The 23,668-nt window shown below is 69.8% G+C and carries 23 protein-coding genes; 10 read left to right on the top strand and 13 right to left on the bottom strand.

From position 1 onward, the window contains the following. Positions 1–35: 35 nt before the first annotated feature. The 4 genes from C1N74_RS00630 to C1N74_RS00645 all read right to left on the bottom strand — a co-directional run bounded on the left by C1N74_RS00630 (position 36) and on the right by C1N74_RS00645 (position 4,078). Entirely contained in the window at positions 36–899 is an 864-nt protein-coding gene (locus C1N74_RS00630; RefSeq protein WP_023953243.1) for a carbohydrate ABC transporter permease, read from the bottom strand. Next, positions 899–1,852, bottom strand: coding sequence for a carbohydrate ABC transporter permease (locus tag C1N74_RS00635; protein WP_103841715.1), 954 nt, complete (start codon positions 1,850–1,852; stop codon positions 899–901). Before C1N74_RS00635 ends, C1N74_RS00630 begins: the two co-directional genes overlap by 1 nt. A gap of 160 nt (positions 1,853–2,012) precedes the next feature. Then, positions 2,013–2,453, bottom strand: coding sequence for a VOC family protein (locus tag C1N74_RS00640; RefSeq protein WP_137749748.1), 441 nt, complete (start codon positions 2,451–2,453; stop codon positions 2,013–2,015). A 107-nt stretch (positions 2,454–2,560) separates the two neighbouring features. Further along, entirely contained in the window at positions 2,561–4,078 is a 1,518-nt protein-coding gene (locus C1N74_RS00645; protein WP_137749749.1) for a glycoside hydrolase family 76 protein, read from the bottom strand. A 195-nt stretch (positions 4,079–4,273) separates the two neighbouring features. Here C1N74_RS00645 and C1N74_RS00650 point away from each other — a divergent pair, with 195 nt between their 5' ends. The 5 genes from C1N74_RS00650 to C1N74_RS00670 all read left to right on the top strand — a co-directional run bounded on the left by C1N74_RS00650 (position 4,274) and on the right by C1N74_RS00670 (position 9,995). Continuing rightward, positions 4,274–5,599, top strand: coding sequence for a glycoside hydrolase family 125 protein (locus C1N74_RS00650; RefSeq protein WP_023953238.1), 1,326 nt, complete (start codon positions 4,274–4,276; stop codon positions 5,597–5,599). Then, positions 5,596–6,543, top strand: a complete 948-nt coding sequence (locus C1N74_RS00655) for a carbohydrate ABC transporter permease (RefSeq protein ID WP_219994750.1) — start codon at positions 5,596–5,598, stop codon at positions 6,541–6,543. Before C1N74_RS00650 ends, C1N74_RS00655 begins: the two co-directional genes overlap by 4 nt. Then, entirely contained in the window at positions 6,540–7,505 is a 966-nt protein-coding gene (locus tag C1N74_RS00660; RefSeq protein WP_023953236.1) for a carbohydrate ABC transporter permease, read from the top strand. The genes C1N74_RS00655 and C1N74_RS00660 overlap by 4 nt, the downstream gene beginning before the upstream one ends. Positions 7,506–7,552: 47 nt before the next feature. Next, complete coding sequence (locus C1N74_RS00665; RefSeq protein ID WP_064955223.1) at positions 7,553–8,803, top strand: ABC transporter substrate-binding protein; 1,251 nt, start codon at positions 7,553–7,555, stop codon at positions 8,801–8,803. A 64-nt stretch (positions 8,804–8,867) separates the two neighbouring features. Further along, complete coding sequence (locus tag C1N74_RS00670; protein WP_137749750.1) at positions 8,868–9,995, top strand: glycoside hydrolase family 76 protein; 1,128 nt, start codon at positions 8,868–8,870, stop codon at positions 9,993–9,995. A 41-nt stretch (positions 9,996–10,036) separates the two neighbouring features. Here the strand turns inward: C1N74_RS00670 and C1N74_RS00675 are convergent, their stop codons facing one another. The 9 genes from C1N74_RS00675 to C1N74_RS00715 form a co-directional block, all read right to left on the bottom strand. Further along, positions 10,037–11,137, bottom strand: a complete 1,101-nt coding sequence (locus tag C1N74_RS00675) for a GntR family transcriptional regulator (protein WP_064955221.1) — start codon at positions 11,135–11,137, stop codon at positions 10,037–10,039. Between the two features lie 80 nt (positions 11,138–11,217). Next, positions 11,218–11,724, bottom strand: a complete 507-nt coding sequence (locus C1N74_RS00680; RefSeq protein WP_137749751.1) for a GNAT family N-acetyltransferase — start codon at positions 11,722–11,724, stop codon at positions 11,218–11,220. A 23-nt stretch (positions 11,725–11,747) separates the two neighbouring features. Beyond that, positions 11,748–12,422 (bottom strand): response regulator, encoded by a 675-nt coding sequence (locus C1N74_RS00685; RefSeq protein WP_137749752.1) that lies wholly within the window; start codon positions 12,420–12,422, stop codon positions 11,748–11,750. Continuing rightward, positions 12,419–14,938 (bottom strand): ATP-binding protein, encoded by a 2,520-nt coding sequence (locus tag C1N74_RS00690; RefSeq protein WP_137749753.1) that lies wholly within the window; start codon positions 14,936–14,938, stop codon positions 12,419–12,421. Before C1N74_RS00690 ends, C1N74_RS00685 begins: the two co-directional genes overlap by 4 nt. A 143-nt stretch (positions 14,939–15,081) precedes the next feature. Continuing rightward, entirely contained in the window at positions 15,082–15,690 is a 609-nt protein-coding gene (gene kdpC, locus C1N74_RS00695; RefSeq protein WP_023953222.1) for a potassium-transporting ATPase subunit KdpC, read from the bottom strand. A gap of 21 nt (positions 15,691–15,711) precedes the next feature. Beyond that, entirely contained in the window at positions 15,712–17,889 is a 2,178-nt protein-coding gene (gene kdpB / locus C1N74_RS00700) for a potassium-transporting ATPase subunit KdpB (protein WP_137749754.1), read from the bottom strand. Continuing rightward, positions 17,889–19,571 (bottom strand): potassium-transporting ATPase subunit KdpA, encoded by a 1,683-nt coding sequence (gene kdpA / locus C1N74_RS00705; RefSeq protein ID WP_137749755.1) that lies wholly within the window; start codon positions 19,569–19,571, stop codon positions 17,889–17,891. Before kdpA ends, kdpB begins: the two co-directional genes overlap by 1 nt. 1 nt (position 19,572) lies before the next feature. Further along, the gene (gene kdpF / locus C1N74_RS00710) at positions 19,573–19,662 is read right to left on the bottom strand and encodes a K(+)-transporting ATPase subunit F (protein WP_071918756.1); all 90 of its coding nucleotides are present in this window, start codon (positions 19,660–19,662) and stop codon (positions 19,573–19,575) included. Positions 19,663–19,965: 303 nt separating this feature from the next. Then, complete coding sequence (locus C1N74_RS00715) at positions 19,966–20,181, bottom strand: hypothetical protein (protein ID WP_064955214.1); 216 nt, start codon at positions 20,179–20,181, stop codon at positions 19,966–19,968. Between the two features lie 116 nt (positions 20,182–20,297). On the opposite strand from C1N74_RS00715, the gene C1N74_RS00720 reads away from it, so the two are divergent. From C1N74_RS00720 to C1N74_RS00740, 5 genes are all read left to right on the top strand, one after another. Further along, on the top strand, positions 20,298–20,687 hold the full coding sequence (locus C1N74_RS00720) for a hypothetical protein (RefSeq protein WP_137749756.1): 390 nt from the start codon (positions 20,298–20,300) through the stop codon (positions 20,685–20,687). Positions 20,688–20,696: 9 nt separating this feature from the next. After that, a complete protein-coding gene (locus C1N74_RS00725) occupies positions 20,697–21,032 on the top strand; it encodes a TraR/DksA C4-type zinc finger protein (protein WP_023953213.1) in 336 nt (111 codons plus the stop codon). 163 nt (positions 21,033–21,195) lie between these two features. Continuing rightward, positions 21,196–21,561 (top strand): helix-turn-helix transcriptional regulator, encoded by a 366-nt coding sequence (locus tag C1N74_RS00730; RefSeq protein WP_137749757.1) that lies wholly within the window; start codon positions 21,196–21,198, stop codon positions 21,559–21,561. Between the two features lie 75 nt (positions 21,562–21,636). Then, a complete protein-coding gene (locus C1N74_RS00735; RefSeq protein ID WP_137749758.1) occupies positions 21,637–22,614 on the top strand; it encodes an SRPBCC family protein in 978 nt (325 codons plus the stop codon). Positions 22,615–22,618: 4 nt separating this feature from the next. Further along, the gene (locus C1N74_RS00740) at positions 22,619–23,653 is read left to right on the top strand and encodes a DUF1266 domain-containing protein (protein WP_240482580.1); all 1,035 of its coding nucleotides are present in this window, start codon (positions 22,619–22,621) and stop codon (positions 23,651–23,653) included. Positions 23,654–23,668 lie beyond the last annotated feature (15 nt).

The raw sequence follows: 23,668 nt of genomic DNA on the forward strand, positions 1-23,668 counted from the left end.
ATTCCTCCTGTCGTGGTTCCGCGCGAGCACGCGGGTCATCCCTTGCGGCCCTGGGTCGCGACGCCTTCGATGAAGTAGCGCTGTCCGAAGGCGAAGAGGATGAGCATGGGCAGCGTGACGATGAGCGATGCCACCATCACGTACTGGTAGTCGCCCTGGCCGCCGGCCGTCGGGCTGTACTTGGTCATCGCGTAGGCGATGCCGAGAGGTGCGGTGAACTCGTCGACCGACCCGGCGTTGAGGTAGATGAGCGCGGACTGCAGGTTGTTCCAGCTCGCCTGGAACTCGAACAGGAACACGATCACGAACGAGGGCACCGACAGCGGCATCGCGATACGCCAGAAGAGTCCCCAGTAGCTCGCGCCGTCGATGCGCGCCGCCTCGAAGAGCTCGCGCGGCAGGCCGAGGAAGAACTGGCGCTGCAGGAAGATGTAGAACGCCGACCCGAAGAGGTTGGCGCCCCACAGCGGGACCCACGTTCCGAGCAGGCCGGTCTCCTTCCAGATCAGGTAGACGGGGATCATCGTCACGGCGCCGGGCAGCATCATCGTCGCGAGCACCAGTCCGAACAGGAGCTTGCGACCGGGGAACGAGAAGTAGGCGAACCCGAACGCGACGATCGAGCTCGAGATCGACACCGCCGTCGCCGCCAGCAGCGCGATCGCGACGCTGTTGAACATCCAGCTGAGCAGCGGGAGCTGGTTCCACACCTCGGCGTAGTTCTCGGGCACGAAGGTCTGCGGGATGAGGCGGTTGTCGAACACCTCGCCGCGGGGCTTGAAGCTCGCCGCGAGCAGCCAGGCGAACGGGTACAGGAACAGCAGGGCGAAGCCCGTCGAGATCGCGGCGAGCGTGACGCGGCCGGCGACGGTCTTCGGGGTGCGGAACCTCGTCGCCATCAGCGGTCGCCCTCGTAGTAGACGAAGCGGTTGCCGAACTTCACCTGGATGACCGTGACGGCCATGATGATGACGAACAGCAGCCAGGCCATCGCGGCGGCGAACCCGAAGTTGAACTGCCGGAACGCCTGCTGGAAGAGATAGATCGCATAGAACAGCGACGCCTCGGGTGATGCGTTGCTCTGATCCCGCCAGAACAGCAGATAGGCCTGGTCGAAGACCTGGAAGGCTGCGATCGACAGCACGATGACGTTGAAGAACATCGCGCCCGAGATCATCGGCAGCGTGATCGAGAAGAACTTCCGCACCGGCCCGGCGCCGTCGAGGGATGCCACCTCGTACAGCTCGACGGGAACGTTCTTCAGCGCGGCGAGGAAGATGACCATCGTGCCGCTGACGGTCCACAGCGCCATGATGACAATGCTGGGCTTCACCCAGGCCGGGTCGACGAGCCACTGCGGACCCTGGATGCCGATGGCCGCGAGCCCCTGGTTGATCGCGCCGGAGTTGCCGTTGAGCAGAAGGAAGAACACCGCCGCCGTCGCGACCGCCGGGGTCATCTTCGGCAGATAGTAGAGCGTGCGGAAGATCCCCGCGCCGCGACCCATCCGGTTCAGCAGCAGCGCCAGCACGAGGGCGAACATGATCTCGAGCGGCACGGCCATGACTGCGTAGAACAGCGTGTTGCCCAGCGACACCGCCACGCGGGGGTCGTCGAAGAGCCGGGCGTAGTTGTCGAAGCCGATGGGCCGCGAGGAGTTCGTCGCGAGGTTGTAGCTGCTGAACGAGATGTACAGGCTGTAGACCATCGCCCCGACGGTGAAGACCAGGAAGCCGATGATCCACGGCGTCAGGAAGAGGTAGCCCGCCAGCGCCTCGCGCTTGTTGTACTTCTGCCGGATGCGGCTCGGCCGTGTGGCGCGGACCGCCGTCGGTCGCGCGCGAGCGGTGATGCTTATGTCGTCCTCCGGATGCCGTCATACCCGCAGGACCTGGTGGATGCCGTCCTGTGAGGCCGAAGCTAGGAGCCGGGAGAACCGCTTCCCCAGTGGCTTGACACGGCGGCATCCCTCGGGCAGTGCTCGCCGGACAGTCCCGATCAGGCTGACGTGGTCACAGCGACGAGGAGATGCCTGCGTGCTGGTTCATCTCCGCGACGAAGCTGGTCCCCGCCGCGACGACCTCGACCTTGAAGCCCGCCGCATTCTCGAGCCAGCCGGCGTAGTGCTGCGGGCCGCCGGCGTGCGGGTAGCGCTCCTGGTACAGCGGCACCCAGCCCGCGGACGGGGCGTCGGCCATGATCGCATCGACCTCGGCGGGGGAGCCGCCGTGGAACGCCAGGTGGTTCAGCCCCGGGCGCCGACGGTCGTGCTCGGCGCCGACCGTGTTCGGTGACGTGGTGAGCGTCAGGTAGGCCCCGCCCGCCGCCCACGACTCGCCCTGCGCCCACGTGCTCTCGAGGTCGAAGCCGACCCGCCGAAGCAGCCAGCCCCAGTCGGAGCGTGCGCTCTCGATGTCGCTGACCCAGAGCTCGACGTGATGGAAACCTGCCATGTGTCCAGTCTCGCGCGTGGAGTGAGTGACTCGTTTCGCCTCGTTGTCCAGTCCCGCCGTCGATGCCGGCGACCCGGGACGTGATGACCCGAGTCGCCGGCCGCTGGTCAATCCGCGACTGTCATCCGATCGAGGTTGACATAGTTCGCGCCGCCCGCCGCGCTGTCGACGCGCAGGTCCACGCGGTTGTACCCCTCATCGAGCGAAACGGTCACCGTACGCGTCTGCCAGTCACCCCAGCCGGACGTCGCGGGGAACGACAGCGGGGTCGTCGCACCGTTGACGGTCAGAGCCCGTGAGGCGACACCAGCCGCGGCGGCGTAGTGGAACTGCAGCTCGTAGGTGCCGGCGGACGCGACGTTGACGTGGAAGGTCGCCCCGGTGCCGTCGCCGATCCAACCGCCGATGTATCCGCGCCCGCTGTATCCCGACTGCCCGCTCTCGGAGATCACTCCCGAGCGCTCGGTGTTCTCGGCCTCGTAGACCCGCGTTCCCTCGACCGGCCCCGTGTAGCCGTCGGGCGTCGCCTGGCTCATGACGGCAACGCTGGCCGCTGCGGCGAGACTCTGAATGGCGGTCGTGCCGAGCTCGGGTGCCGGGGCGGTCCAGTCGTATGCCCCGATGCCTGCGGAGTTGAGGTGGTTGGCCGCCTGGGTCGCGTTGTCGGTGAGCAGCTGCTCATACTGCGTCTGCCCGGCCTCGTCGATAAGCGCGCGGATGTTGCGCGTGAGGATGGCCTTGAACCCGCCCGTGTCGTCGACGCCCTCGAAGAGGAAGGTGCCCGATGAGGTCAGGTTCGCCACGGCCCAGTCGACCGCCGCAACCGCGCGCGAAAGCTCAGCGGGATCGCCCGAGTCGAGATACATCTCGAGGGCGGCGCCGGCGTAGTTGCCCTGGTTGTAGGTCCAGTCCCAGTCGACGAACTGGCCGGTGCCCTCGATGTGGTCGCGCAGCTTGCCGCTGACGTAGAAGTTCGCGTCGAGCCAGGAGAAGATGCTCCGCGCCTGGTCGCGGTACGAGACGTCGCCCGTCGCGGCATAGATGCGCATCGCCGTGTAGACGGCCGTCGCGTTCGTGGCGACGTTCTTCTCGTTGCGCTCGCCGTCGCCGATGTCGACGTTCTTCCACCAGATGCCGCCGCCGTAGGTCGTGTCGGCGTACTGGGCGATGAAATCGAACATCTCGATCGCGTCGTCGCGGTACTCGACGTCGCCGGTGAGCTCGTACGCGCGGATGGCGCCGCGGGCCCACCATCCGATGTCGTCGTTCCAGTCGTTGTCGCGGAGGTCGGGATACTGCGTCTGAAAGCCGTCGTAGATGTCATCGATCATCTGGCGGGCGTCGGTGCTGCCGGTGCGCTCGTAGACATCCATGACCGTCTCCCACAGCTGCGCCTCCCACCAGTAGTCCGTGTAGAGGCCGCCCTGGGGGCCGTGCGCGTGTTCGGGGTGGATCTGATGGTCGCTGTACGTGAAGAAGTAGTTCGCAGAGTCGTCCCAGAAGACGTCGACGAAGTCGTCGAAGGCCGTCTCGGGCTCGGCCGCGGTCAGCGCGTGCGCCGGTTGCGGGACCAGGAGGGCCGCCGCGAGCAGCGTAGCCCCGAGGATGGGCAGGGATCTCTTCATCGTTCTCTCCTCAGTGAAAAAACATATTGATTGCCGACCGGTCGACGCCGCCTTTCAGTGGCTTCAGCGTCTTGGGCTACGCGAGACACAGCGTTGCACATATTTATACGTTTTAATAGACGGATTGCTAGATCCGTCCTATACTCGGGCCTACCGTCCACCGCTGGGCGGGTCCGACACCACCCGAGGAGCAACGTGGCTCACGTGCATTCGGCCTTCATCCGTTCCGTCTCCGATCGTGTGCGGGAACGTCTCGACGACGAGGTCGCCGACATCTTCGAGCGCTGCTTCGAGAACACCCTCGGCACGACGCTCACGGCGATGCCCGACGGGACGCTCTTCATGCTCACCGGCGACATCCCCGCCATGTGGCTGCGCGACTCCACAGCGCAGCTCGCGCCCTACCTGCATTTCGCCGCCGAGGATCAGGCGATCTCCGACATGATCGCCGCCGTCTCGCGGAGACAGGTCGCCTTCGTCCTCATCGACGCTTACGCCAACGCCTTCAACGCCGCTCCCGACGGCAAGGGCCACCAGGACGACCTCACCGACGGCTCACCGTGGGTCTGGGAGCGCAAGTACGAGGTCGACTCGCTCTGCTACCCGATCCAGCTCGCCCATGACCTGTGGACGGTGACCGGTCGGACGGATCACCTCGGGCCCGACTTCGCCGAGGCCGCACGTCGGATCATCGCGCTGTGGCGCGTCGAGCAGGATCACGAGGCGTCCTCGCCCTACCGGTTCCAGCGCTTCGACTGCCCCCCGAGCGACACGCTCGTTCGCGACGGCCGTGGTCCCGAGACCGCGCCGACCGGCATGACGTGGTCGGCCTTCCGCCCGAGCGACGACGCGTGCGCATACGGCTACAACGTGCCCGGCAACATGTTCGCCGCCGTCGAGCTCGGCCACATCGCCGACATCGCCGAGACCGTGCTCGGCGATCCCGAGCTCGCCCGCACCGCGCGCGACCTGAGGGACGATATCGAGCGCGGGGTCGCCGAGCACGGTCTCGTCGTCGACTCCGATCACGGCGAGCTGTACGCCTACGAGGTCGACGGTCGCGGCGGTGTCCTGCTCCTCGACGACGCCAACGTGCCGAGTCTGCTCTCCCTGCCGCTCATCGGGTGGTGCGGAACGGACGACGACCGGTACCTCGCGACCCGACGCTTCATCCTCAGCGACGCGAACCCGACCTTCGTCCGTGGCGTTCTGCCGGACGGCGGCGACGTGCGCGGCCTCGGCAGCCCTCACACCCCTGCCGGTCACATCTGGCCCATCGGCCTGTGCATCGAGGGTCTCACGACCTCGGACGAGGACGAGCGGCGCCGCATCCTGCGTCTGCTCCTCGACACCGACGCCGGCACCGGGCTCATGCACGAGTCGTTCCTCGCGACCGACCCCGAGACGTTCACGCGCGAATGGTTCTCGTGGGCGAACGCCATGTTCTGCGAGTTCGTGCTCGACCTCGCGGGCCTCCGCGTGCTCGTCCGCGACGCGGTCACCGAGGCGCGGCCGTCATGAGCGCGTCGACCGTGGTGCGTCCGGGCTCGACCGAGCAGACGCCGCGTGCGCAGCGGACGCATCGGCCGGGGAACCCCTCGGCCCGGCAGATGACCCGGAGTGCCTGGCTGTTCCTGCTGGTGCCGGGCGTGCTGTTCCTCGTCTTCATGGCGCTACCGATCGCGATCGCGCTCGTGCTGAGCCTGACGGACTACGCCATCGTCGGAGACTTCGACTGGCTCGGGCTGCAGAACTACGCCGAGATCGCCGTCGACCCGTTCTTCTGGATCGCGCTGCGCAACACCGCCTACTACACGGTGCTCTACGTCCCGGCCGGACTCGTCGTCGCGCTCGGCACGGCGCTGCTCCTCAATCGTCGGCAACGGGCCGTCCGTATCTTCCGCACGCTCTTCTACATCCCCGTCGTGGCTTCGACGGTGGCGACGGCGACGATCTGGTTCTGGATGCTGAACCCGCAGAACGGCCTGCTCAACGTCGTGCTGAGCTGGTTCGGCATCGACGGCCCCGCGTGGCTGTACGAATCGCAGTGGGCGATGATCGCGATCGTCATGATGAGCGTCTGGGCCGGCTTCGGCGCCAACATGATCATCTTCCTCGGCGGACTGCAGGGCGTTCCCGGCGAGCTCTACGAGGCCGCTCGTCTCGACGGCGCGAACGCCTGGCAGCAGTTCCGGTACGTCACTCTGCCGTCTCTCACGCGCACGACGTTCCTCGTATCGACGCTGCTGATCATCGGCGCGTTCCAGGTCTTCGACCAGGCCTATGTCCTCACCAAGGGCGGGCCGGGCAACTCCACCGTGACGATGGTCTACTACATCTACAACAAGGGGTTCGGGGCCCTCGAGATGGGCTATGCCTCGGCGCTGTCGTTCATCCTCTTCCTCATCATCCTCGTGTTCTCGCTCGTGAACGCACGACTCACGAATCGCGGAGGCGTCCGATGACGAACACGCTCAACGGCTCCGTGGACGGCGGCAGCGCCGTCCAGACCGCCCTCGCGGCCCGGACGCCGGTCGCGGCGGCTCCGACCGCCCGTCCGCGGACGCCGCGGCAGCGCGCGGGAACGATCGCCTGGTACGTCGGAGTGATCCTCGTCAGCATCGTCACGGTCGCGCCGCTCGTCTGGACGATCTCGACGTCGATCAAGCCGGCCACCGAGATCCTCTCCGGCGCCCTGTCGCTCATCCCCGACAACCCCACGATCGAGAACTACGTCCGGGTGTTCGACGAGGTGCCGTTCGGGCGGTACTTCGTGAACTCGCTCGTGCTCGGCATCGGCGGCGCGGCGACGAACATCTTCTTCGGCGCGCTGGGCGGCTACGCCCTCGCCAAGCTGCGGTTCCGCGGCCGCACGGCGGTGTTCGCGGTCTTCCTGTCGTCGCTCATGATCCCCGGCATCATCACGATGATCCCGTCGTTCCTGATCCTGCGGTCGATCCCGTTCGCGGGCGGCAACGACATTCTGGGGCAGGGCGGCCTCGGCCTGATCAACACCTACTGGGCCGTCATCATCCCGGGCGCCGCCGGTGCATTCGCGGTCTTCTTCATGAAGCAGTTCTTCGAGACTCTGCCCGACGAGCTCGGCGAGGCGGCGCGCATCGACGGCGCCGGCGAGTTCCGCATCTTCGCGCTCATCTACTTCCCGCTCGCGAAGGCCGGGCTCGCCGTGCTCGGCATCATCAGCTTCCAGGCCGGATGGAACAACTTCCTGTGGCCGCTCATCGTCCTGAACAGCCAGGACATGATGACGGTCCAGGTCGGGCTCGCGTCGTTCGTCAACAACTACGAGACGGCATTCGGCCCGCTCATGGCCGGGACCGTGGTCGCGAGCCTCCCCGTGCTGCTCGTGTTCCTCTTCGCCCAGCGATACATCATCGAGGGCGTCGCGCACGTCGGCACCAAGTAGACGACACTCCCACCCGCAACCACACCATCCGATCACAGGAGATTCCGATGAAGAACACCGTGCGCTCGCTCGCCCTGCTGGGCGTCGCGACCCTGACCGTCACCCTCGCCGGCTGCGGCGGCTCCGATGCCGGCAACGGCGGCGACGGACCCGAGCCCGTCGTCATGTGGGGCTCGTGGTCGGGCGATCAGGTCGCCCAGCTCGAGGCTCAGGCCGCCCGCTTCAACGAGGCGCAGGACGACTACGAGGTCAGTTACGTGCCGCAGGAGCTCGTCGAGGAGAAGCTCCTCACGGCCCTCGCCGGGGGCCAGGTGCCGGACATCGTGCTGTGGGACCGCTATCAGACCTCGCTCTACGCCCCGAAGGGAGCGCTCGCTCCGATCGACGACTTCATCGCCGAGGATTCCGTCGACACCAGCGTCTTCTACGAGCCGGCTCTCGGCGAGATGGAGGTCGACGACAAGCTCTACGGCCTTCCCCTGCTCGTCGACAACCGTTCGCTCGTCTACAACCGGGCGCTGCTCGACGAAGCCGGCGTCGCGGCGCCGACGAACTGGGACGAGCTCCAGGCGGCCGCCCAGGCGCTGACCAAGCGCGACGGCAGCAAGCTCGTGCAGTCGGGCTTCGACCTGAGCGACCCCGGCCTGTTCAGCATGTACCTCGCGCAGGCGGGGGGTGAGCTGCTCAACGACGACGAGACGAAGACCGCCTTCAACAGCCCGGAGGGCCTCGAGGTGCTCGAGTTCTGGCAGAGCCTGCTTGATGACGGCGTGTACTCGCAGGGCTTCGGCGACACGGGCGACGCGTTCGCCGAAGGGCGCACCGCGATGAAGCTCGACGGCCCCTGGGCGCTCTCGACGCTCGACAAGGTCGACGGCCTGACCTACGGCGTCGCGCAGCCGCCCGCCGGTCCCGACGGCGACTCCGGCGCGTACATGGGCGGCTTCGGGCTCGTCATCCCCGAGGGCGCCAAGAACGCGGAGGGTGCCTGGGAGTTCATGAAGTGGTGGACGACCGAGGCGGAGAACGGCGTCGCTTTCGGCGAGATCTCCGGCTGGATCCCCGCGAACATCGAGGCCGCGAACGACCCCTACTTCACCGACGACGAGCACTACGCGGCCTTCATCGAGACCATGAACTACGCCGGGGCCCGGCCGAACGTACAGGGCTTCTCGGACGTCGAGGGCAAGGCGCTGGTGCCCGCTCTCGAGCGGTTCATGTCCGGCGAGATCTCCGCCGAGCAGGCGCTCAAGGACGCGCAGGAGCAGGGCGATCAGATCCTCGCGAAGAACCGATGACGCGACCGACCCTCGTCTCGGCCCGCGAGGCCGCCGACCTCCCCATCCAGAGAGAAGAGCACGCATGACCCGTCCCGCAGCGATCGTCTGGTCGTCCCGAGCGGATGTCGCCCAGGAGAGCCTCGACCACTTCTTCGGCGTCCCCGGCATCCAGTTCCTCGCGAACAGCCACCCGCACGACCGCGGCGACACCGCGGTGTTCAACTACTGGTGGCTGGCGCACGTCATCGACGCCCGCATCGACGCGTGGCTGCGGACGGGGGAGGCCCGCTGGCTCGAAGCGGCCGTCGCCGCCCGCGACAACATCGTCGAACGCAACGGCGGCTCGCTGTTCAACGACTACTTCGACGACATGCTCTGGTTCGCGCTCGCACTCGAGCGGCTCCACGCCGCGACCGGCGATCAGCGTCACCTCGACGACGCCCGCGCGATCTGGGACCACGTCGTCGAGCACGGCTGGAACGAGACCCTCGGGTGGAGCCTCGCGTGGCGGAAGCAGCAGCTGGCCTACAAGAACACGCCCGCCAACGGGCCGCTCGTGATCCTCGGCGCGCGGCTGAGCGCGCTCGACGCGTCCGGTGACCACCTCGACTACGCCCATCGGGCGTTCGACTGGCTGACGGCGAACCTCGTCGGACCCGACGGGTTCGTCGAGGACGGTGTCAACCGCAACGATGACGGCGCCGTCGACACGCAGTGGCGCTTCACCTACAATCAGGGGCTCTACGCGGGAGCGGCGGTCGAGCTGTTCCGGCTGACGGGCGACCGCGCGTTCCTCGAGCGTGCCGTGCAGACGGCCGTCACCGCCGTCCGAGAGCTGAGCGACGGTTCGGTGTTCCGCGACGAGGGCGACGGCGGCGACGAGGGCCTGTTCAAGGGCGTCTACTACCGCTACCTGGGCGAGGTGCTCGCGGTCCTCGCCGATGAGCCGGGCTTCGCCGACGAGCTGGCGCTGCTCGAGGCGTTCCTGCGGGCGAGCACCGACGAGCTCTGGCGAACCGGCGTCGTCGACGGTCTGCTGCGTCCCGGCAACGACTGGTCGGAGCCGGCGGGGGAGTGGATCCCGTACTCCACCGCTGTCAGCGCGATCTTCGCGATCGAGCAGCGCGCGCGACGGGAGAGCGCCGAGTCCGCGGGTGAGACGGTGGGCGCGGGTTCCGCCGCGGCAGCCGGTACGGTCGTCGGCGCCTAGGCCGCGCCGCCTCGTTCTGCTCCGCGCACGACGGCGCCTCCTCAGCTGCGAGGTGGCGCCGTCGACGCGCCCGGCATGAGCTCGGTGGGCAGCACGACCTTGTCGACCGTGAGCGGGTGGGCGATCTGCTGCTGCAACGACGCGATGCCACGGCCGCCGAGCTCGGTCTGCGCCTGCCGGATGTGGGTGAAGCGGAACAGGCCCGTGTCGAAGAACGCGTCGGGATGGTCGAAGCAGACGACCGACACGTCGCGCGGGATGCTGAGCCCGAGCCGCGAGCAAGCCTCGCGCAGCATGAGCGCGATGTTGTACTCGGCCGCGACGTAGCCGGTGATGTCGGGATGCTCGCCGACGAACGCGATGAGCCGCTCGATGTCGTCCTCGACGGTGTCGGTGCTGCCGGGCACCGTCGACTCGAGCGTCTGCAGCTCCGCACGGTTCTCCAGGGGCAGGTGGTTCATGGCGTGGGCATGGATGTACCCGTTGCGACGGTCGTCGCTCGATGACACGTGGCTCGACGGTCCCACGAACCCGACGGTGCGGTGCCCGAGCTCGAGCAGGTGCTCGGTCGCCGCGCGTCCTCCGCCGAGGTTGTCGGAGCAGACGGCCGAGACGGGGATGCCGTCGAAGAGGCGGTCGAGGATGACGAGCGGGAACCGGCGCGCGACGAGCTCGAGGGCGGCGGGCGGGATGTACTCCGACGAGCTCGGGAGCAGCACGAGCCCCTCGACGCCGGCGTCGACGAGGGATCGGATGCACGCGTCCTCCTCGGCCAGGTCGCCGCCTGACCGTTTGAAGATGACGTGGGTGTCGGCGCCCGCCGCGGCGAGGATCCCCTCGATGATCTTGTTGCCGAACGTGTCGTCGAAGCTCGTGAGGACGCAGCCCAGCAGGCGGGTCGAGACCTCCGACCCCGCGGCCGGGACGGTCGTCGCGGTCGCGCTCGTCACCACCGTGCCGATGCGCGGACGACGCATGATCATCCCCTCGCTGCGCAGCAGCTCGAGTGCCCGCTTGACAGTGATGGCGCTCACGTCGAACTGCTTGGACAGCTCGGCCTCGGAGGGCAGGCGCTCGCCGACCGGGTAGGTGCCGTTGGTGATCGCCAGACGCAACGATTCGTACACCCGCTTGTACAGCATCCCGATCCTCCTCCGGCTGGAATTCTTATATTTAATCTACAGGGTTGGTGGTCGAAATCCGCCGGTCGTGGCGCGGCTCGCTACGACCGCAGATCCGCGGTCATCTGCACGCGCGGGCCGAGGGCGTCGAGTCCCATGCGCTCCTCGGTCTCGACGAGCATGAGCTCGAACTCCGAACGCGGTTCGGTCACCGCGAAGCCGAGGCGCGCGTAGAACGGGGCGTTCCAGGGCACGTCGGCGAAGGTGCGGAGCGACATCCGATCGTGGCCGCGGTCGCCGGCGTAGGCCATCGCCGCCTCGACGAGCATGCGGCCGTACCCGCGGCGAGCGTGCTCGGGCGACACCGACAGCTGTTCGAGGTGAGCGTGGCGGTCGACCTCGAGCACATGGACGAAACCGGCGATCACGCCGGCGCCGACATCGGCGACCAGCAGGAAGCCGGCCTCGTCGGCACGCGACGCGCCGGTCGGCGCCGGCCACCAGGTCGGCGGGTCGAGCCGATCGCGGAGCAGTGCGTCGGCGTCGTTCTCGATGTCTTCGAGAAGGCTCAGCTCGTCAGGCCTCGGCGGTCGGATGTCGATGGGCACGACCAGATCGTAGCGAGCGGCGGTCAGTCGACGATGAGCCGGTACCCCATGCCCGACTCCGTCAGCAGGTGCTCGGGATGCGCGGGATCGGCCTCGAGCTTCTTCCGCAGCTGCGAGACGTAGAGACGCAGGTACCCGGTGTCGTTGACCTGCTCGGTGCCCCACAGCTCCTTCAGCAGGTCCTGCCGGGTCACGAGCGCCCCGGGGCTCCGCGCGAGGAAGTCGAGCATCCGCCACTCGGTCGGCGTGAGGTGCACGCGCTCGCCGCCGCGCGTGACGGTCTTGGCGGCCCGGTCGATCTCGACATCGGCGAACCGCACGACGGCGACGGATGCCGCACCGCCGGCCCGCCGGGTCAGCGCGCGCAGCCTCGCGAGCAGCTCGTCGATCTGGAACGGCTTGGTGACGTAGTCGTCAGCGCCGGCGTCGAGCGCCGCCACCTTGTCGGCCGACCCGGTGCGCCCCGAGACGACGATGATCGGCACGGCGCTCCATCCCCGCACGGCCTCGATCACGGCGACGCCGTCGAGGCGCGGCATCCCCAGATCGAGGACCACGACGTCGGGGTGCTCCGATGCGGCCGCGGCGATCGCGGCGGCCCCGTCACCCGCCGCGACGACGTCGTACCCGTGGGCCGCGAGCGTGATGCGCAGCGCCCGCACGAGCTGCGGGTCGTCGTCGGCGAGAAGGACTTTCACCCCTCGATCCTGCCCTCTGGTGCCGCCGACGATGCCAGGGGCAGTTCGATCACCATGGTGAGGCCGCCGCCGGGGGTCTGCTCGGGGACGAGCTGACCCTGCATCCCCTCGGTGAAGCCCTTCGATAGCGCGAGCCCCAATCCGAGCCCGGTCGTGTTGTCGGTGTCGCCCAGCCGCTGGAAGGGCGCGAACACGTCGCCGTGGCGTTCGACCGGGATCCCGGGTCCGTGGTCGATCACGCGGATCTGCGCCCGCTCGCCGAGTGAGCTCGTGCTGATGCGCACCGGCGTTCCGGGCGGCGAGTGGCGGTGGGCGTTGGCGAGCACGTTCACCAGCACGCGCTGCAACAGCACAGGGTCGGCCAGCACGGGCTCGATCGCCTCATCCATCGCCAGCTCGACCGCGCCGGGCCCCAGGCCGAGTTCGTCGACGGCGGCGAGCACGGCCTCGGCGGTGTCGACCGGCCGCAGGGCGACCGCGAGAGCACCCGCCTCGATGCGGCTCACGTCGAGCAGGTCGGTCACGAGCGAGGTCAGCGTGCCGAGGCTCTCGTCGGCGGTCGCGAGCAGCTCGTCGCGGTCGGAGTCGTCGAGCGCGGGTCCCGTAGCCCGCAGCCCGCCGAGCGCTGCGACGGCAGCGGCCAGAGGGCGCCGCAGGTCATGGCTCGCCGCCGAGAGCAGGGCGCTGCGCACCCGGTCGGTCTCGGCGAGCACCGACGCCGAGCTCGCCGCCCGCTGCAGGTCGGCCTGTTCGAGGGCGGCGGCGAGCTGCGCGACGACGACATCCAGCAGTCGGCGTTCCGAGCCGTCGAGCTGCTCCGACTCGCTGCCGTGGAGTTCGAGCACGGCCTGGGGTCCGACGTCGACGCGCAGGTGGCGGTCGTCGCGCACGGGCTCGCCGTCGGCGGCGACGACGGTTCCGTCCGACGCGACCAGGCGGGCGCCCGACATCCCGAAGGCCTCGCGCGCCCGCGCGACGAGAGCCGGGATCGAGCCGTCGCCCCGCAGCACGCTGCCCGCGACCGCCGCGAGCAGCTCGGCCTCGGCCGCCGCCCGCCGGGCCGCGCGCGTGCCCCGGGCCGCGCGGTCGACGATGACGCTCACGAGGAGCGCGATGACGACGTACAGGATCAGCGCCCACGCGTGCAGCGGATCGGAGACCGTCACGGTGTACAGCGGCGCCACGAAGAAGAAGTCGAGCGTCACCCCCGACATCACCGCCGCGAAGACCGCCGGCCACAGGCCGCCGACGAGCGCGACCACCACCACGAGCAGCTGATACGCGAGCACATCGCTCGTGATCGACTCGGGGCTCCGCAGTGCGACGAGCAGCCAGGTGAGCAGCGGCCCGCCGGTGAGCGCCACGACGAAACCGAGGATCCGGCGCCGCACGCTGAGCGCTCCGCCGGCGACACGGGGCAGGGTGAAGCGGCCGCCGGCGGCCGCATGCGTCACGACGTGCACGTCGATATCGCCCGACTCGCGGATGACGGTGGCGCCGATGCCCGGGCCGCTGAGGGCCGCAGCGAGCCGGCCGCGACGGCTGACGCCGACGACGAGCTGCGACGCGTTGACCGACCGCGCGAACTCGACGAGGGCGGCGGGGATGTCGTCACCGACGACCTGGTGATAGCTGCCACCGAGCGACTCGACGAGGGCCCGCTGGGCGGCGAGGGCGGCGGGGTCGGCGGTGCGCAGCCCGTCCTGACCCGACACGTGGACGGCCAGGAGCTCGCCGCCGGCCGACCGGTCGACGATGCGGGCCCCGCGGCGGATCAGCGTCTCGCCCTCGGGGCCGCCGGTCAGCGCGACCACGACGCGCTCGCGCGCCTGCCAGGTGCCCCGGATGCCGTGCTCGGCCCGGTAGTCCTGCAGAGCGCTGTCGACCTCGTCGGCGAGCCACAGCAGCGCGAGCTCCCGCAGCGCCGTCAGATTGCCGAGCCGGAAGTAGTTCGACAGGGCGGCGTCGATGCGCTCGGCGGGGTAGACGAGGCCGGCGGCGAGGCGGTCGCGCAGTGACGGCGGCGCGAGGTCGACGAGCTCGATCGGGTCGGCCGAGCGCACGACGGCATCCGGCACCGTCTCGCGCTGCGCGACGCCGGTGATCTGCTCGACGACGTCGCCCAGCGACTCGATGTGCTGGACGTTGACGGTCGTGATGACGTCGATGCCGGCATCCCGGAGCTCCTCGACGTCCTGCCAGCGCTTCTCGTTGCGCGATCCGCCGACGTTGGTGTGGGCGAGCTCATCGACGAGCGCGACGCGCGGGGCCCGGGCGAGCACGGCGTCGAGGTCCATCTCGTCGAGCGTGACGCCCCGGTGCTCGATGCGGCGGCGCGCAACGATCGGCAGGCCCGCGATCATCGCGGCGGTCGCGGCGCGTCCGTGGGTCTCGACGATCGCGACGACGACGTCGACCCCGGCATCCTGCAGCCGGCGGCCCTCCTCGAGCATCTCGTAGGTCTTGCCCACGCCCGGCGCCGCTCCCAGCAGCACCCGCAGCCGTCCCCGCTTCACGGCATCACCCTAGTTCTCCCCGCGCCCGGCTCGACCCGCTCCTGCGGGCCGCGATGCAAGGGATCCGGCCCGACACCCCGCCGAAGGGCGCTGTTGCCCGGCGCGCCGCCCCGCATCCCTTGCACCCGTGCCCGGGAGGAAGCTCATCGCGCGAGGCCGTCCAGCGCCGCGTTCAGCTCGACGACGTTCACCCGCGGCTCGCCGAGGAACCCGAGATCACGGCCGGCCGTGTGCTCCGCAACGAGGTCGCGCACCTCGGCATCCGACAGCCCGCGCTCGGCCGCGACGCGGGCGACCTGCAGCTCGGCGTACGCCGGCGAGATGTGCGGGTCGAGGCCCGACGCCGAGGCGGTGACGGCATCCGGCGGCACGTCCGAGACGGCCACGCCCTCGCGGTCGGCGATCGCCGTGCGCCGCTCCTCGATGGCTGCGACGAGGTCGGCGTTGTTCGGGCCGAGATTCGAACCGCTCGAGGCGGCCGCGTCGTAGCCGTCGCCGGCCGCCGAGGGGCGTGACTGGAAGTACTGCGGCAGCGCTTCGCCGTCGGCATCCGTGAACGACTGGCCGATGAGCGACGAGCCGACGACCTGGCCCTCGGCGTCGCGCAGCAGCGATCCGTTCGCCTGCGCCGGCAGCGCGAGGCCGATCAGCGAGATGAGCAGGGTGTAGCCGACCCCGAGGACGAGGGTGAGGACGACCATCGCGCGGACGGCGACGGCGGAGGTGCGCAGCGAGGCGCGGGCGGTGGACATGACAGGTCTCCAGGAGGGGGCTCAGAAGCCCGGGATGAGGCTGACGACGAGGTCGATCAGCTTGATGCCGACGAACGGGGCGATGACGCCGCCGAGCCCGTACACGACGAGGTTGCGGCTGAGGATCGACGAGGCGCTGGCCGCGCGGTACTTCACGCCGCGCAGCGCCAGCGGGATGAGCACGATGATGACGATCGCGTTGAACACGATCGCGCTCGTGACGGCGGATGCCGGCGACGACAGCTGCATGATGTTGAGCGCGGCGAGCCCCGGGAAGACGCCCATGAACATCGCCGGGATGATCGCGAAGTACTTGGCGATGTCGTTCGCGAGCGAGAACGTCGTGAGGGCGCCGCGCGTGATGAGCAGCTGCTTGCCGATACGGACGATGTCGATGAGCTTCGTCGGGTCCGAGTCGAGGTCGACCATGTTGCCGGCCTCCTTCGCCGCCGACGTGCCCGTGTTCATCGCCACGCCGACGTCGGCCTGCGCGAGGGCGGGGGCGTCGTTCGTGCCGTCGCCGGTCATCGCGACGAGGTGACCGCCCTCCTGCTCCTTGCGGATGAGGGCGAGCTTGTCTTCGGGCGTCGCCTCGGCGAGGAAGTCGTCCACGCCCGCCTCTCTCGCGATCGCGGCGGCGGTCAGCGGGTTGTCGCCCGTGATCATGACGGTGCGGATGCCCATCGAGCGCAGCTCGTCGAAGCGCTCGCGCAGGCCGTCCTTGACGACGTCCTTCAGGTGGATGACGCCGAGCAGTGTTCCGGTGCCGGATGGGTCGAGGGTCGCGACGGCGAGCGGCGTGCCGCCGGACTGCGCGATCGCGTCGGCGTGGTGGAGCAGCTCGGCGCGGGCCTCGGGCGAGACCGGCCGCGCCGAGGCGTCGAGCCAGGCGAGCACCGACCCCGACGCGCCCTTGCGCACCTGCGTGCCGCCCGGCAGGTCGACGCCGCTCATGCGGGTCTGCGCCGTGAAGGCCACGGCCACCGCATCGCGCGGCAGCTCGGCCACCACGTGCTGCGAGGCCGCGAGCTCGACCACCGAGGTGCCCTCGGGCGTCGGGTCGGACAGCGACGAGAGGGATGCCGCGCGGGCGAGCTCGGCGCCGTCGACGCCGGTCATCGCGACGAACTCCGATGCGCGACGGTTGCCGTAGGTGATCGTGCCGGTCTTGTCGAGCAGGAGCGTCGTCACATCCCCGGCCGCCTCGACCGCGCGTCCCGACATCGCCAGGACGTTCCGCTGCACGAGACGGTCCATGCCCGCGATGCCGATGGCAGACAGCAGAGCGCCGATCGTGGTCGGGATCAGGCAGACGAGCAGCGCGACGAGCACCGGGATGCTGACGGGCGAGGCGCTGTACGACGCGATCGGGTTCATCGCCAGCACGACCACGACGAAGACGATCGACAGGCTCGCGAGCAGGATGTTGAGGGCGATCTCGTTCGGTGTGCGCTGCCGCGCGGCGCCCTCGACGAGGGCGATCATCCGGTCGACGAAGGTCTCGCCGGGCTTCGAGGTGATCCGCACGACAATGCGGTCGGAGAGCACCCGGGTGCCGCCGGTGACGGCGCTCCGGTCGCCGCCCGACTCGCGGACGACGGGAGCCGATTCGCCGGTGATCGCCGACTCGTCGACCGTCGCGATGCCGTCGACGATGTCGCCGTCGCCGGGGATCAGTTCGCCCGCCTCGACGAGCACGACATCCCCGAGCCGCAGGTCGGCCGAGGGCACCTCCTCGGTCGCGGCGCCGCGGGCCGCGGCATCCGTCCGCTCGTCGTACGAGACGACGCGGCGCGCGGTCGTCGTCGTGCGGGTCTTGCGCAGCGCCTGCGCCTGCGCCTTGCCGCGGCCCTCGGCGACGGACTCTGCCACGTTCGCGAAGAACACGGTGAGCCAGAGCCACACCGCGATGCCCCACGTGAATCCGGCCGGGACGGTCGTGCCGCCCGAGGTCTCGGGTCCGCCGAGGAACGGCTCCGCGATCGCGATCGCCGTCGTGAGGGAGGCGCCGACCCAGACGAGGAACATGACGGGGTTCCGCCACTGGGCGGCGGGGTTGAGCTTGCGCAGCGCGCCGGGGAGGGCGGCGCCGACCTGATCGAGGCTGAACGCGCTGCGGCGGCGCCGTGCCGGGCTGGCGTCCGGCTCGGAGGACGACGGGCCGGATGAGGGCCGGGTTTCGGTCAGAGGGGCAGACATCAGGAGAGTCCTTCGGCGAGGGGGCCCAGGGTGAGGACCGGGAAGTAGGTGAGCGCGGTGATGATCACGACGACGCCGGCGAGCAGGCCCGCGAACTGCGGGCGGTGTGTCGGGAGCGTGCCGGCGCTCGACGGCACCGTGTCTTGTGCGGCGAGCGATCCGGCGAGGGCGAGCACGAGCACGATCGGGATGAACCGGCCGAGCAGCATCGCGACGCCGAGCGCCGTGTTGAGCCACGGGGTGTTGGCGGTGAGGCCGGCGAAGGCCGAGCCGTTGTTGTTCGCCGCGGAGGTGAACGCGTAGAGCACTTCGCTCAGGCCGTGGACGCCCGGGTTCCAGATCGAGGTGCTCTCGACGTCGGCGCGGACGGCCGGGATCGCGAAGCTCAGCGCCGTTCCGGCGAGCACGAGCGTCGGCGTCACGAGGATGTACAGACTCGCGAGCTTGATCTCGCGGGGCCCGATCTTCTTGCCGAGATATTCGGGCGTGCGTCCGATCAGCAGGCCGCCGACGAAGACGGCGAGGATGGCGAGCACCAGCATCCCGTACAGCCCTGAGCCGACACCGCCGGGGGCGATCTCGCCGAGCATCATGTTGAGCATCGGCATCATGCCGCCGAGCGGCGTGAAGCTGTCGTGCATCGCGTTGACCGCGCCGGTCGAGGTGAGGGTCGACGCGCCGCCGAACAGGGCCGACGCGGCGACGCCGAAACGGGTCTCCTTGCCCTCCATCGCGGCGCCGGCGAGCTGCGTCGCCGTGCCCCCGCCCGACGCCTCCGCCCACGAGCCGAGGGCGATCGAGGCGAGGAAGATCCCGCCCATGACGGCGACGATCGCGTAGCCCTGGCGGTCGTCGCCGACGATGCGGCCGAAGGCGCGCGGCATCGCGAACGGGATGACCAGGAGCAGCAGGATCTCGAACAGGTTCGTCCACGGCGTCGGGTTCTCGAACGGGTGCGCGGAGTTCGCGTTGAAGAACCCGCCGCCGTTCGTGCCGAGCAGCTTGATGGCCTCCTGGCTGGCGACAGGTCCGCCCGGGATCGACTGCGCCCCGCCGGCGATCGTCTGCACGTCGGAGAAGCCGGCGAAGTTCTGGATCACGCCGCCCGCGAGCAGCACGACGGCCGCGACGATCGCCATCGGGAGGAGGATGCGGCCGAGCCCGCGCACGAGGTCGACCCAGAAGTTGCCGATCGTGCCGGAGCGGCGATACGCGAAGCCGCGGACGAGGGCGATGGCCACGGCCATGCCGACCGCAGCCGAGACGAAGTTCTGCACGGCCAGGCCCGCGAACTGCACGGTGTAGCCGAGCGTCGTGTCGGGCGAGTACGACTGCCAGTTCGTGTTGGCCACGAACGAGATGGCGGTGTTGAACGCGAGGTGCTCGCTCGGTGCGGGAAGGCCCAGGCTGAACGGGAGGAGCGGCTGGAGGCGCTGCAGCCCGTAGACGATCACGACGCCGACGAGCGAGAACAGCAGCACACCGCGGGCGTAGGCCGGCCATGTCTGCTCGGCGCGCGGGTCGACGCCGATCAGGCGGTAGACGCCCCGCTCGACGGCGAGGTCGCGCGGCGAGGTGTAGACGCGGGCGATGTAGTCGCCGACGGGCCGGTACAGCACGACGAGGATGAGGACGAGGGTCGCGATCTGCAGCGACGCGAACCCGATCTGCGCGGCATCCACGTCAGAACCGTTCGGGCCGCACGAGGGCGACGACGAGGTAGACGATGGCGGCGACGGCCAGCACCGCCGCGAGGAGCGAGAAGACCGTCACAGCTTCTCGACCCCCCGGGCGATGAGGCCGGCGACGGCGAAGAGCGCGAGGATCGCGGCGAGATAGATGAGGTCGAGCACGAGATCCGATGCAACACCCCGCCGAATGCCGCTCCCGCGGTCCTCACGGAATCCATACGGCCTCGCGCCCGCTCCTCACGCCGCCCTCACGGTCTGCGTGGCGATACATCCGTCGGATGTCCGGTGCTGGTGTCGCCTCGCACCTGCGCCGAGACGACACCCGCACCACCGGTCCGCGGATGTATCGCCATGCCCCGCCTCACGGCCGGGTCAGGGGGCGGGGTCAGGGCGCGAGGGGCGAGGACTCGTCGTCGATGACCCCGATGCCGACGGCGTGGTGGCTCGGCTCCTCGTCCTTCTGCTCCGGCGCCTTGGGCTCTTCGCCCGGCTCCTTCGCGACGCTGGGCTCTTCGAGCTCCTCCGTCGAGGGGTTCTCGTCGGGGGCGTGCTGGGCGCCCTCGTCGGCGTGCTCGGCCTCGTTGTCGTGGTGTTCGGTCATGTCGTTACTCCCTTCCACCCCCAGCGTGCGCCGATCCGGCCGCCGATGTCACCGGCTTGACGTAGCGACTCGCGTGGCCGAAGCGCACCGGGCGGGCCCCTCGGTAAGGTTCGCGGATGACGTCACGGACCGGCACCCGCGCGCTGAAGCTGTCGTTCGCCTTCGTCGCCGCGGTGCTGTGGGCTGCAGCCCTGCTGGCAGCGATGCCCGCCGGCATCAACGACGGGCCGAGCGGCGCCTGCGCGCACGCCGTGGGCAACCGCCCGGTGTTCGACCTATCCGTGGTGCCCGAATCCGTCGCGGCCCACGGCGCCTGGCAGCTCTTCCCCCTCGGCGTCGGATGCCGCTACACGGCCCCCGCCGGGGAGTCGGTATTCGTCGGGCCGAGTTACGGGCCGTCGATCATCGCCCTCCATGCGCTCGCCGTCACCGTCATCCTGGCCGGTGTCGTCGTGAGAGACAGGTGGCGCGAGCCGCGTCGCCGCGACGACCTCCTGCGGGCGTAGGGTCGCGGGATGGACCCGGAAGCGCGGCTGCACGAGCGCAAGCGCGAGCTCACCGTGCAGCTCGACCGGCTCGATGCCGACGACGACAGCCTCCGTCACGACCGCGCCGACGCCACTGCCGACGATGAGCACGACCCCGAGGGCTCGACGCTGTCGGGGGAGTGGCAGCGCGTCGAGGCTCTGCGCCGCGCTGCACGGGCCGAGCTCGTCGAGGTCGAGGCTTCCCTCGCCCGCGTCGCCGCGGGCACCTATGGCGTGTGCGCGAGCTGCGGGCGCGACATCCCGGTCGAGCGCCTCGAGGTGCGCCCTCACGCGACGATGTGCGTCGCCTGTGCTTCGCGCTAGCCGAGCGCGAAGGCGCCACCGCGTCTGCATCCCGCCAAACGTCGGAGAATGACGCGAGATTCGGAGGTATGCGGCGTCCCGGTCCGAGTTTTGCGCCGATCTCCGAAGTCCCTTCCGCCGAGGGCATTGACACCACCCACGCCGAGTCCTAACGTACAACCAAATGGTTGCACGAAACGAACCCCGACCGAGTGAGCGGAGCGAGCTGAGCGATGACGACATCGACCGCCTCTTCCACGCGCTCGCGACGGCGACGCGTCGCGACATCCTCCGCCGCACGATCGAGCACGAGCAGTCGGTGTCGGCGCTCGCTGCCGACTACGACATGTCGTTCGCCGCGGTGCAGAAGCACATCGGCGTCCTCGAGACGGCCGGCCTCATCGTCAAGCGGGCCGAGGGGCGCGAGCGCCTCGTCCGCGCCGACCCCGCCATGATCGCCCGCGCCCGGGCCCTCCTCGCCCGCTACGAAGACCTCTGGCGTGCCCGCGTCGACCGGCTCGACGCGCTGCTCGCCGAGCCCGAAGACTGACCCCGCAGACCGCAAGCCCGCACACCCGCAGACCGCACCCACCCCACGCGCACCATCCGTTCGAAGGAGAATCCGATGCCCGTCACCGACATCACCACCGATGCCGAGAACCTCACGATGACGCTCGTGGCGGATGTCGCCGCGCCCGTCGACCGCCTCTGGCGCGCGTTCACGCAGCCCGCGCAGCTCGAGCGCTTCTGGGGCCCTCCCGGCTGGCCCGCGACCTTCACGCGGTTCGACTTCACGCCGGGCGGACGCGCGCAGTACGCCATGTCGAGCCCGCAGGGCGAGAAGTCGCGCGGAACCTGGGAGTTCATCGCGATCGACGAGGGCCGCAGCTTCGAGGTGCTCGACGCGTTCGCCGACGAGAACGGCGAGCCGATGGAGCAGTTCCCTGCGATGCGCATGCTGTTCTCGTTCGAGACGACCGACACCGGCTCGCGCCTGACGAACGTCACCTACTTCACCTCGGCCGAGGGCCTCGAGCAGGTCATCGCGATGGGCGCCATCGAGGGCTCGCGCCTCGCCATGGGTCAGCTCGACGCGGTCGTCCAAGACCTCCGCGCGTACGCGCAGGGGCAGGGCACGCGCGTCGAACTGCTCGACGACAGGCATGTGCGCATCACGCGGTTCATCGACGGCCCGCGCGAGCTCGTCTGGCGCGCGCACCACGAGACCGAGCTGCTGAAGAAGTGGATGCTGGGCCCCGACGGCTGGACCATGACGGTCGCCGAGCCCGCCACCGACGTGGGCGGGACGTTCCGCTACGCGTGGGAGCAGGAGGGCGCGCCCGAGACGGCGTTCGGTTTCGAGGGCGAGCTGCTGCAGCTCGACGCGCCGCGCCGCGAGGTCACGACCGAGCGGATGTCGGGAGTCGAGGGGCCCGGTACCGTCAACGACCTGCAGCTGTACGAGGAGGACGGCGCGACCCTGCTCACGCTCCTCATCGAGTATCCCGACAAGGAGACGCGCGACACGGTGCTCGCCACCGGCATGGCCGATGGCATGGAAGACTCCTACGCCCGCCTCGAGGCGGAGGTGCTGTCAAAATGATGGGGTGACCGAACCCGTGATCGCCCTGCAGAATCATCCCGGCGACGTGGAGTTCCCCGTCCGCCCGCGGCGGCGGTACACGCGGATGCTGGACGCGCGGCGCAAGGCCGACCCCACGGCCATGCGCAAGCGGGCCCTCCCCGTGACGGCGATCGCGGTGCCGATCGGCATCCTGGGCTTCGTGCTGTCGTACGTGTGGGTGGGCAGCGAGGATTTCGGCAACAACCTGTTCGGTCTCTTCCTCGGGATGTGCGCGGGCCTGCTCGTCGCCTCGATCGTCCTCGCGGTGCGCGATGCCCGCGCACCGCGCGACGCGCAGCGGCAGTACCTCGCCCTTGCGGCGCGCAGCCCGCTGACGCCGCGGCAGCAGCAGATCCTGGCGCTCGACGCCGCGAGCGACTTCGCGATGCGCGGCTGGAACTCGTCGCTCGCCTTCACGCCGACCTTCGCGGAGCTGCCGCAGGAGCTGCGCGCCAAGCACCGTGACGGGGTCGACGGATCGCCGTGGTTCGCGATGCCGCTGCCGGGCATGCAGCAGCTCCGCGCGGCTCTCGACGAGCAGTTCAAGATCGTGTCGCGCTCGGACGCCGAGCTTCTCGTCGCCGACACGCTCGCCCGCGGCGTGCTCTCGACACGGTTCGCCGAGGTCGCGCGGAGCGATGCAGCCGAGCACATGATGTCGCGCATCGCGGCCCTCACGGATCTGCCGGTCTTCGACATCCACGACCTCGCGCGTGGCGACGAGGGACGTCCGCCGCGGCTGCTGCTGGCCGCCGACATCGAGCGCGCGATCGGCGGTGTCCGATACGCCTACGTCGCCGGCTACCTGACCGCCGACGAGGCGTGGACGCTGCTCGAGCCCCTCGCGACGCGCGCGTTCACCACGTACCAGGGTCGCGACGACTACTGGCGCGAGGTCGTCATCGCGACGGCGTTCCGCACGGACTCGCTCGAGTCGGTGCAGCGCCAGCGCGAGACGCTCGCCGAGCTGCAGCGGTCGGACTGGCCCGCGGCATCCGTCGCCTGGCCGTCGGCCTGACCGGCGCCCGGCCCG

The sequence above is a fragment of the Microbacterium sp. SGAir0570 genome (assembly GCF_005491085.2).
GTDB classification, from domain to species: domain Bacteria; phylum Actinomycetota; class Actinomycetes; order Actinomycetales; family Microbacteriaceae; genus Microbacterium; species Microbacterium arborescens.

What these genes read in the sequence shown, in the direction of transcription:
- C1N74_RS00630 (WP_023953243.1), bottom strand. Translation starts at nt 899, where the DNA reads ATGGCGACGAGGTTCCGCACCCCGAAGACCGTCGCCGGCCGCGTCACG.
- C1N74_RS00640 (WP_137749748.1), bottom strand. Translation starts at nt 2,453, where the DNA reads ATGGCAGGTTTCCATCACGTCGAGCTCTGGGTCAGCGACATCGAGAGC.
- C1N74_RS00645 (WP_137749749.1), bottom strand. Translation starts at nt 4,078, where the DNA reads ATGAAGAGATCCCTGCCCATCCTCGGGGCTACGCTGCTCGCGGCGGCC.
- C1N74_RS00655 (WP_219994750.1), top strand. Translation starts at nt 5,596, where the DNA reads ATGAGCGCGTCGACCGTGGTGCGTCCGGGCTCGACCGAGCAGACGCCG.
- C1N74_RS00660 (WP_023953236.1), top strand. Translation starts at nt 6,540, where the DNA reads ATGACGAACACGCTCAACGGCTCCGTGGACGGCGGCAGCGCCGTCCAG.
- C1N74_RS00665 (WP_064955223.1), top strand. Translation starts at nt 7,553, where the DNA reads ATGAAGAACACCGTGCGCTCGCTCGCCCTGCTGGGCGTCGCGACCCTG.
- C1N74_RS00670 (WP_137749750.1), top strand. Translation starts at nt 8,868, where the DNA reads ATGACCCGTCCCGCAGCGATCGTCTGGTCGTCCCGAGCGGATGTCGCC.
- C1N74_RS00675 (WP_064955221.1), bottom strand. Translation starts at nt 11,137, where the DNA reads ATGCTGTACAAGCGGGTGTACGAATCGTTGCGTCTGGCGATCACCAAC.
- kdpC (WP_023953222.1), bottom strand. Translation starts at nt 15,690, where the DNA reads ATGTCCACCGCCCGCGCCTCGCTGCGCACCTCCGCCGTCGCCGTCCGC.
- kdpB (WP_137749754.1), bottom strand. Translation starts at nt 17,889, where the DNA reads ATGTCTGCCCCTCTGACCGAAACCCGGCCCTCATCCGGCCCGTCGTCC.
- C1N74_RS00715 (WP_064955214.1), bottom strand. Translation starts at nt 20,181, where the DNA reads ATGACCGAACACCACGACAACGAGGCCGAGCACGCCGACGAGGGCGCC.
- C1N74_RS00720 (WP_137749756.1), top strand. Translation starts at nt 20,298, where the DNA reads ATGACGTCACGGACCGGCACCCGCGCGCTGAAGCTGTCGTTCGCCTTC.
- C1N74_RS00725 (WP_023953213.1), top strand. Translation starts at nt 20,697, where the DNA reads ATGGACCCGGAAGCGCGGCTGCACGAGCGCAAGCGCGAGCTCACCGTG.
- C1N74_RS00730 (WP_137749757.1), top strand. Translation starts at nt 21,196, where the DNA reads ATGGTTGCACGAAACGAACCCCGACCGAGTGAGCGGAGCGAGCTGAGC.
- C1N74_RS00735 (WP_137749758.1), top strand. Translation starts at nt 21,637, where the DNA reads ATGCCCGTCACCGACATCACCACCGATGCCGAGAACCTCACGATGACG.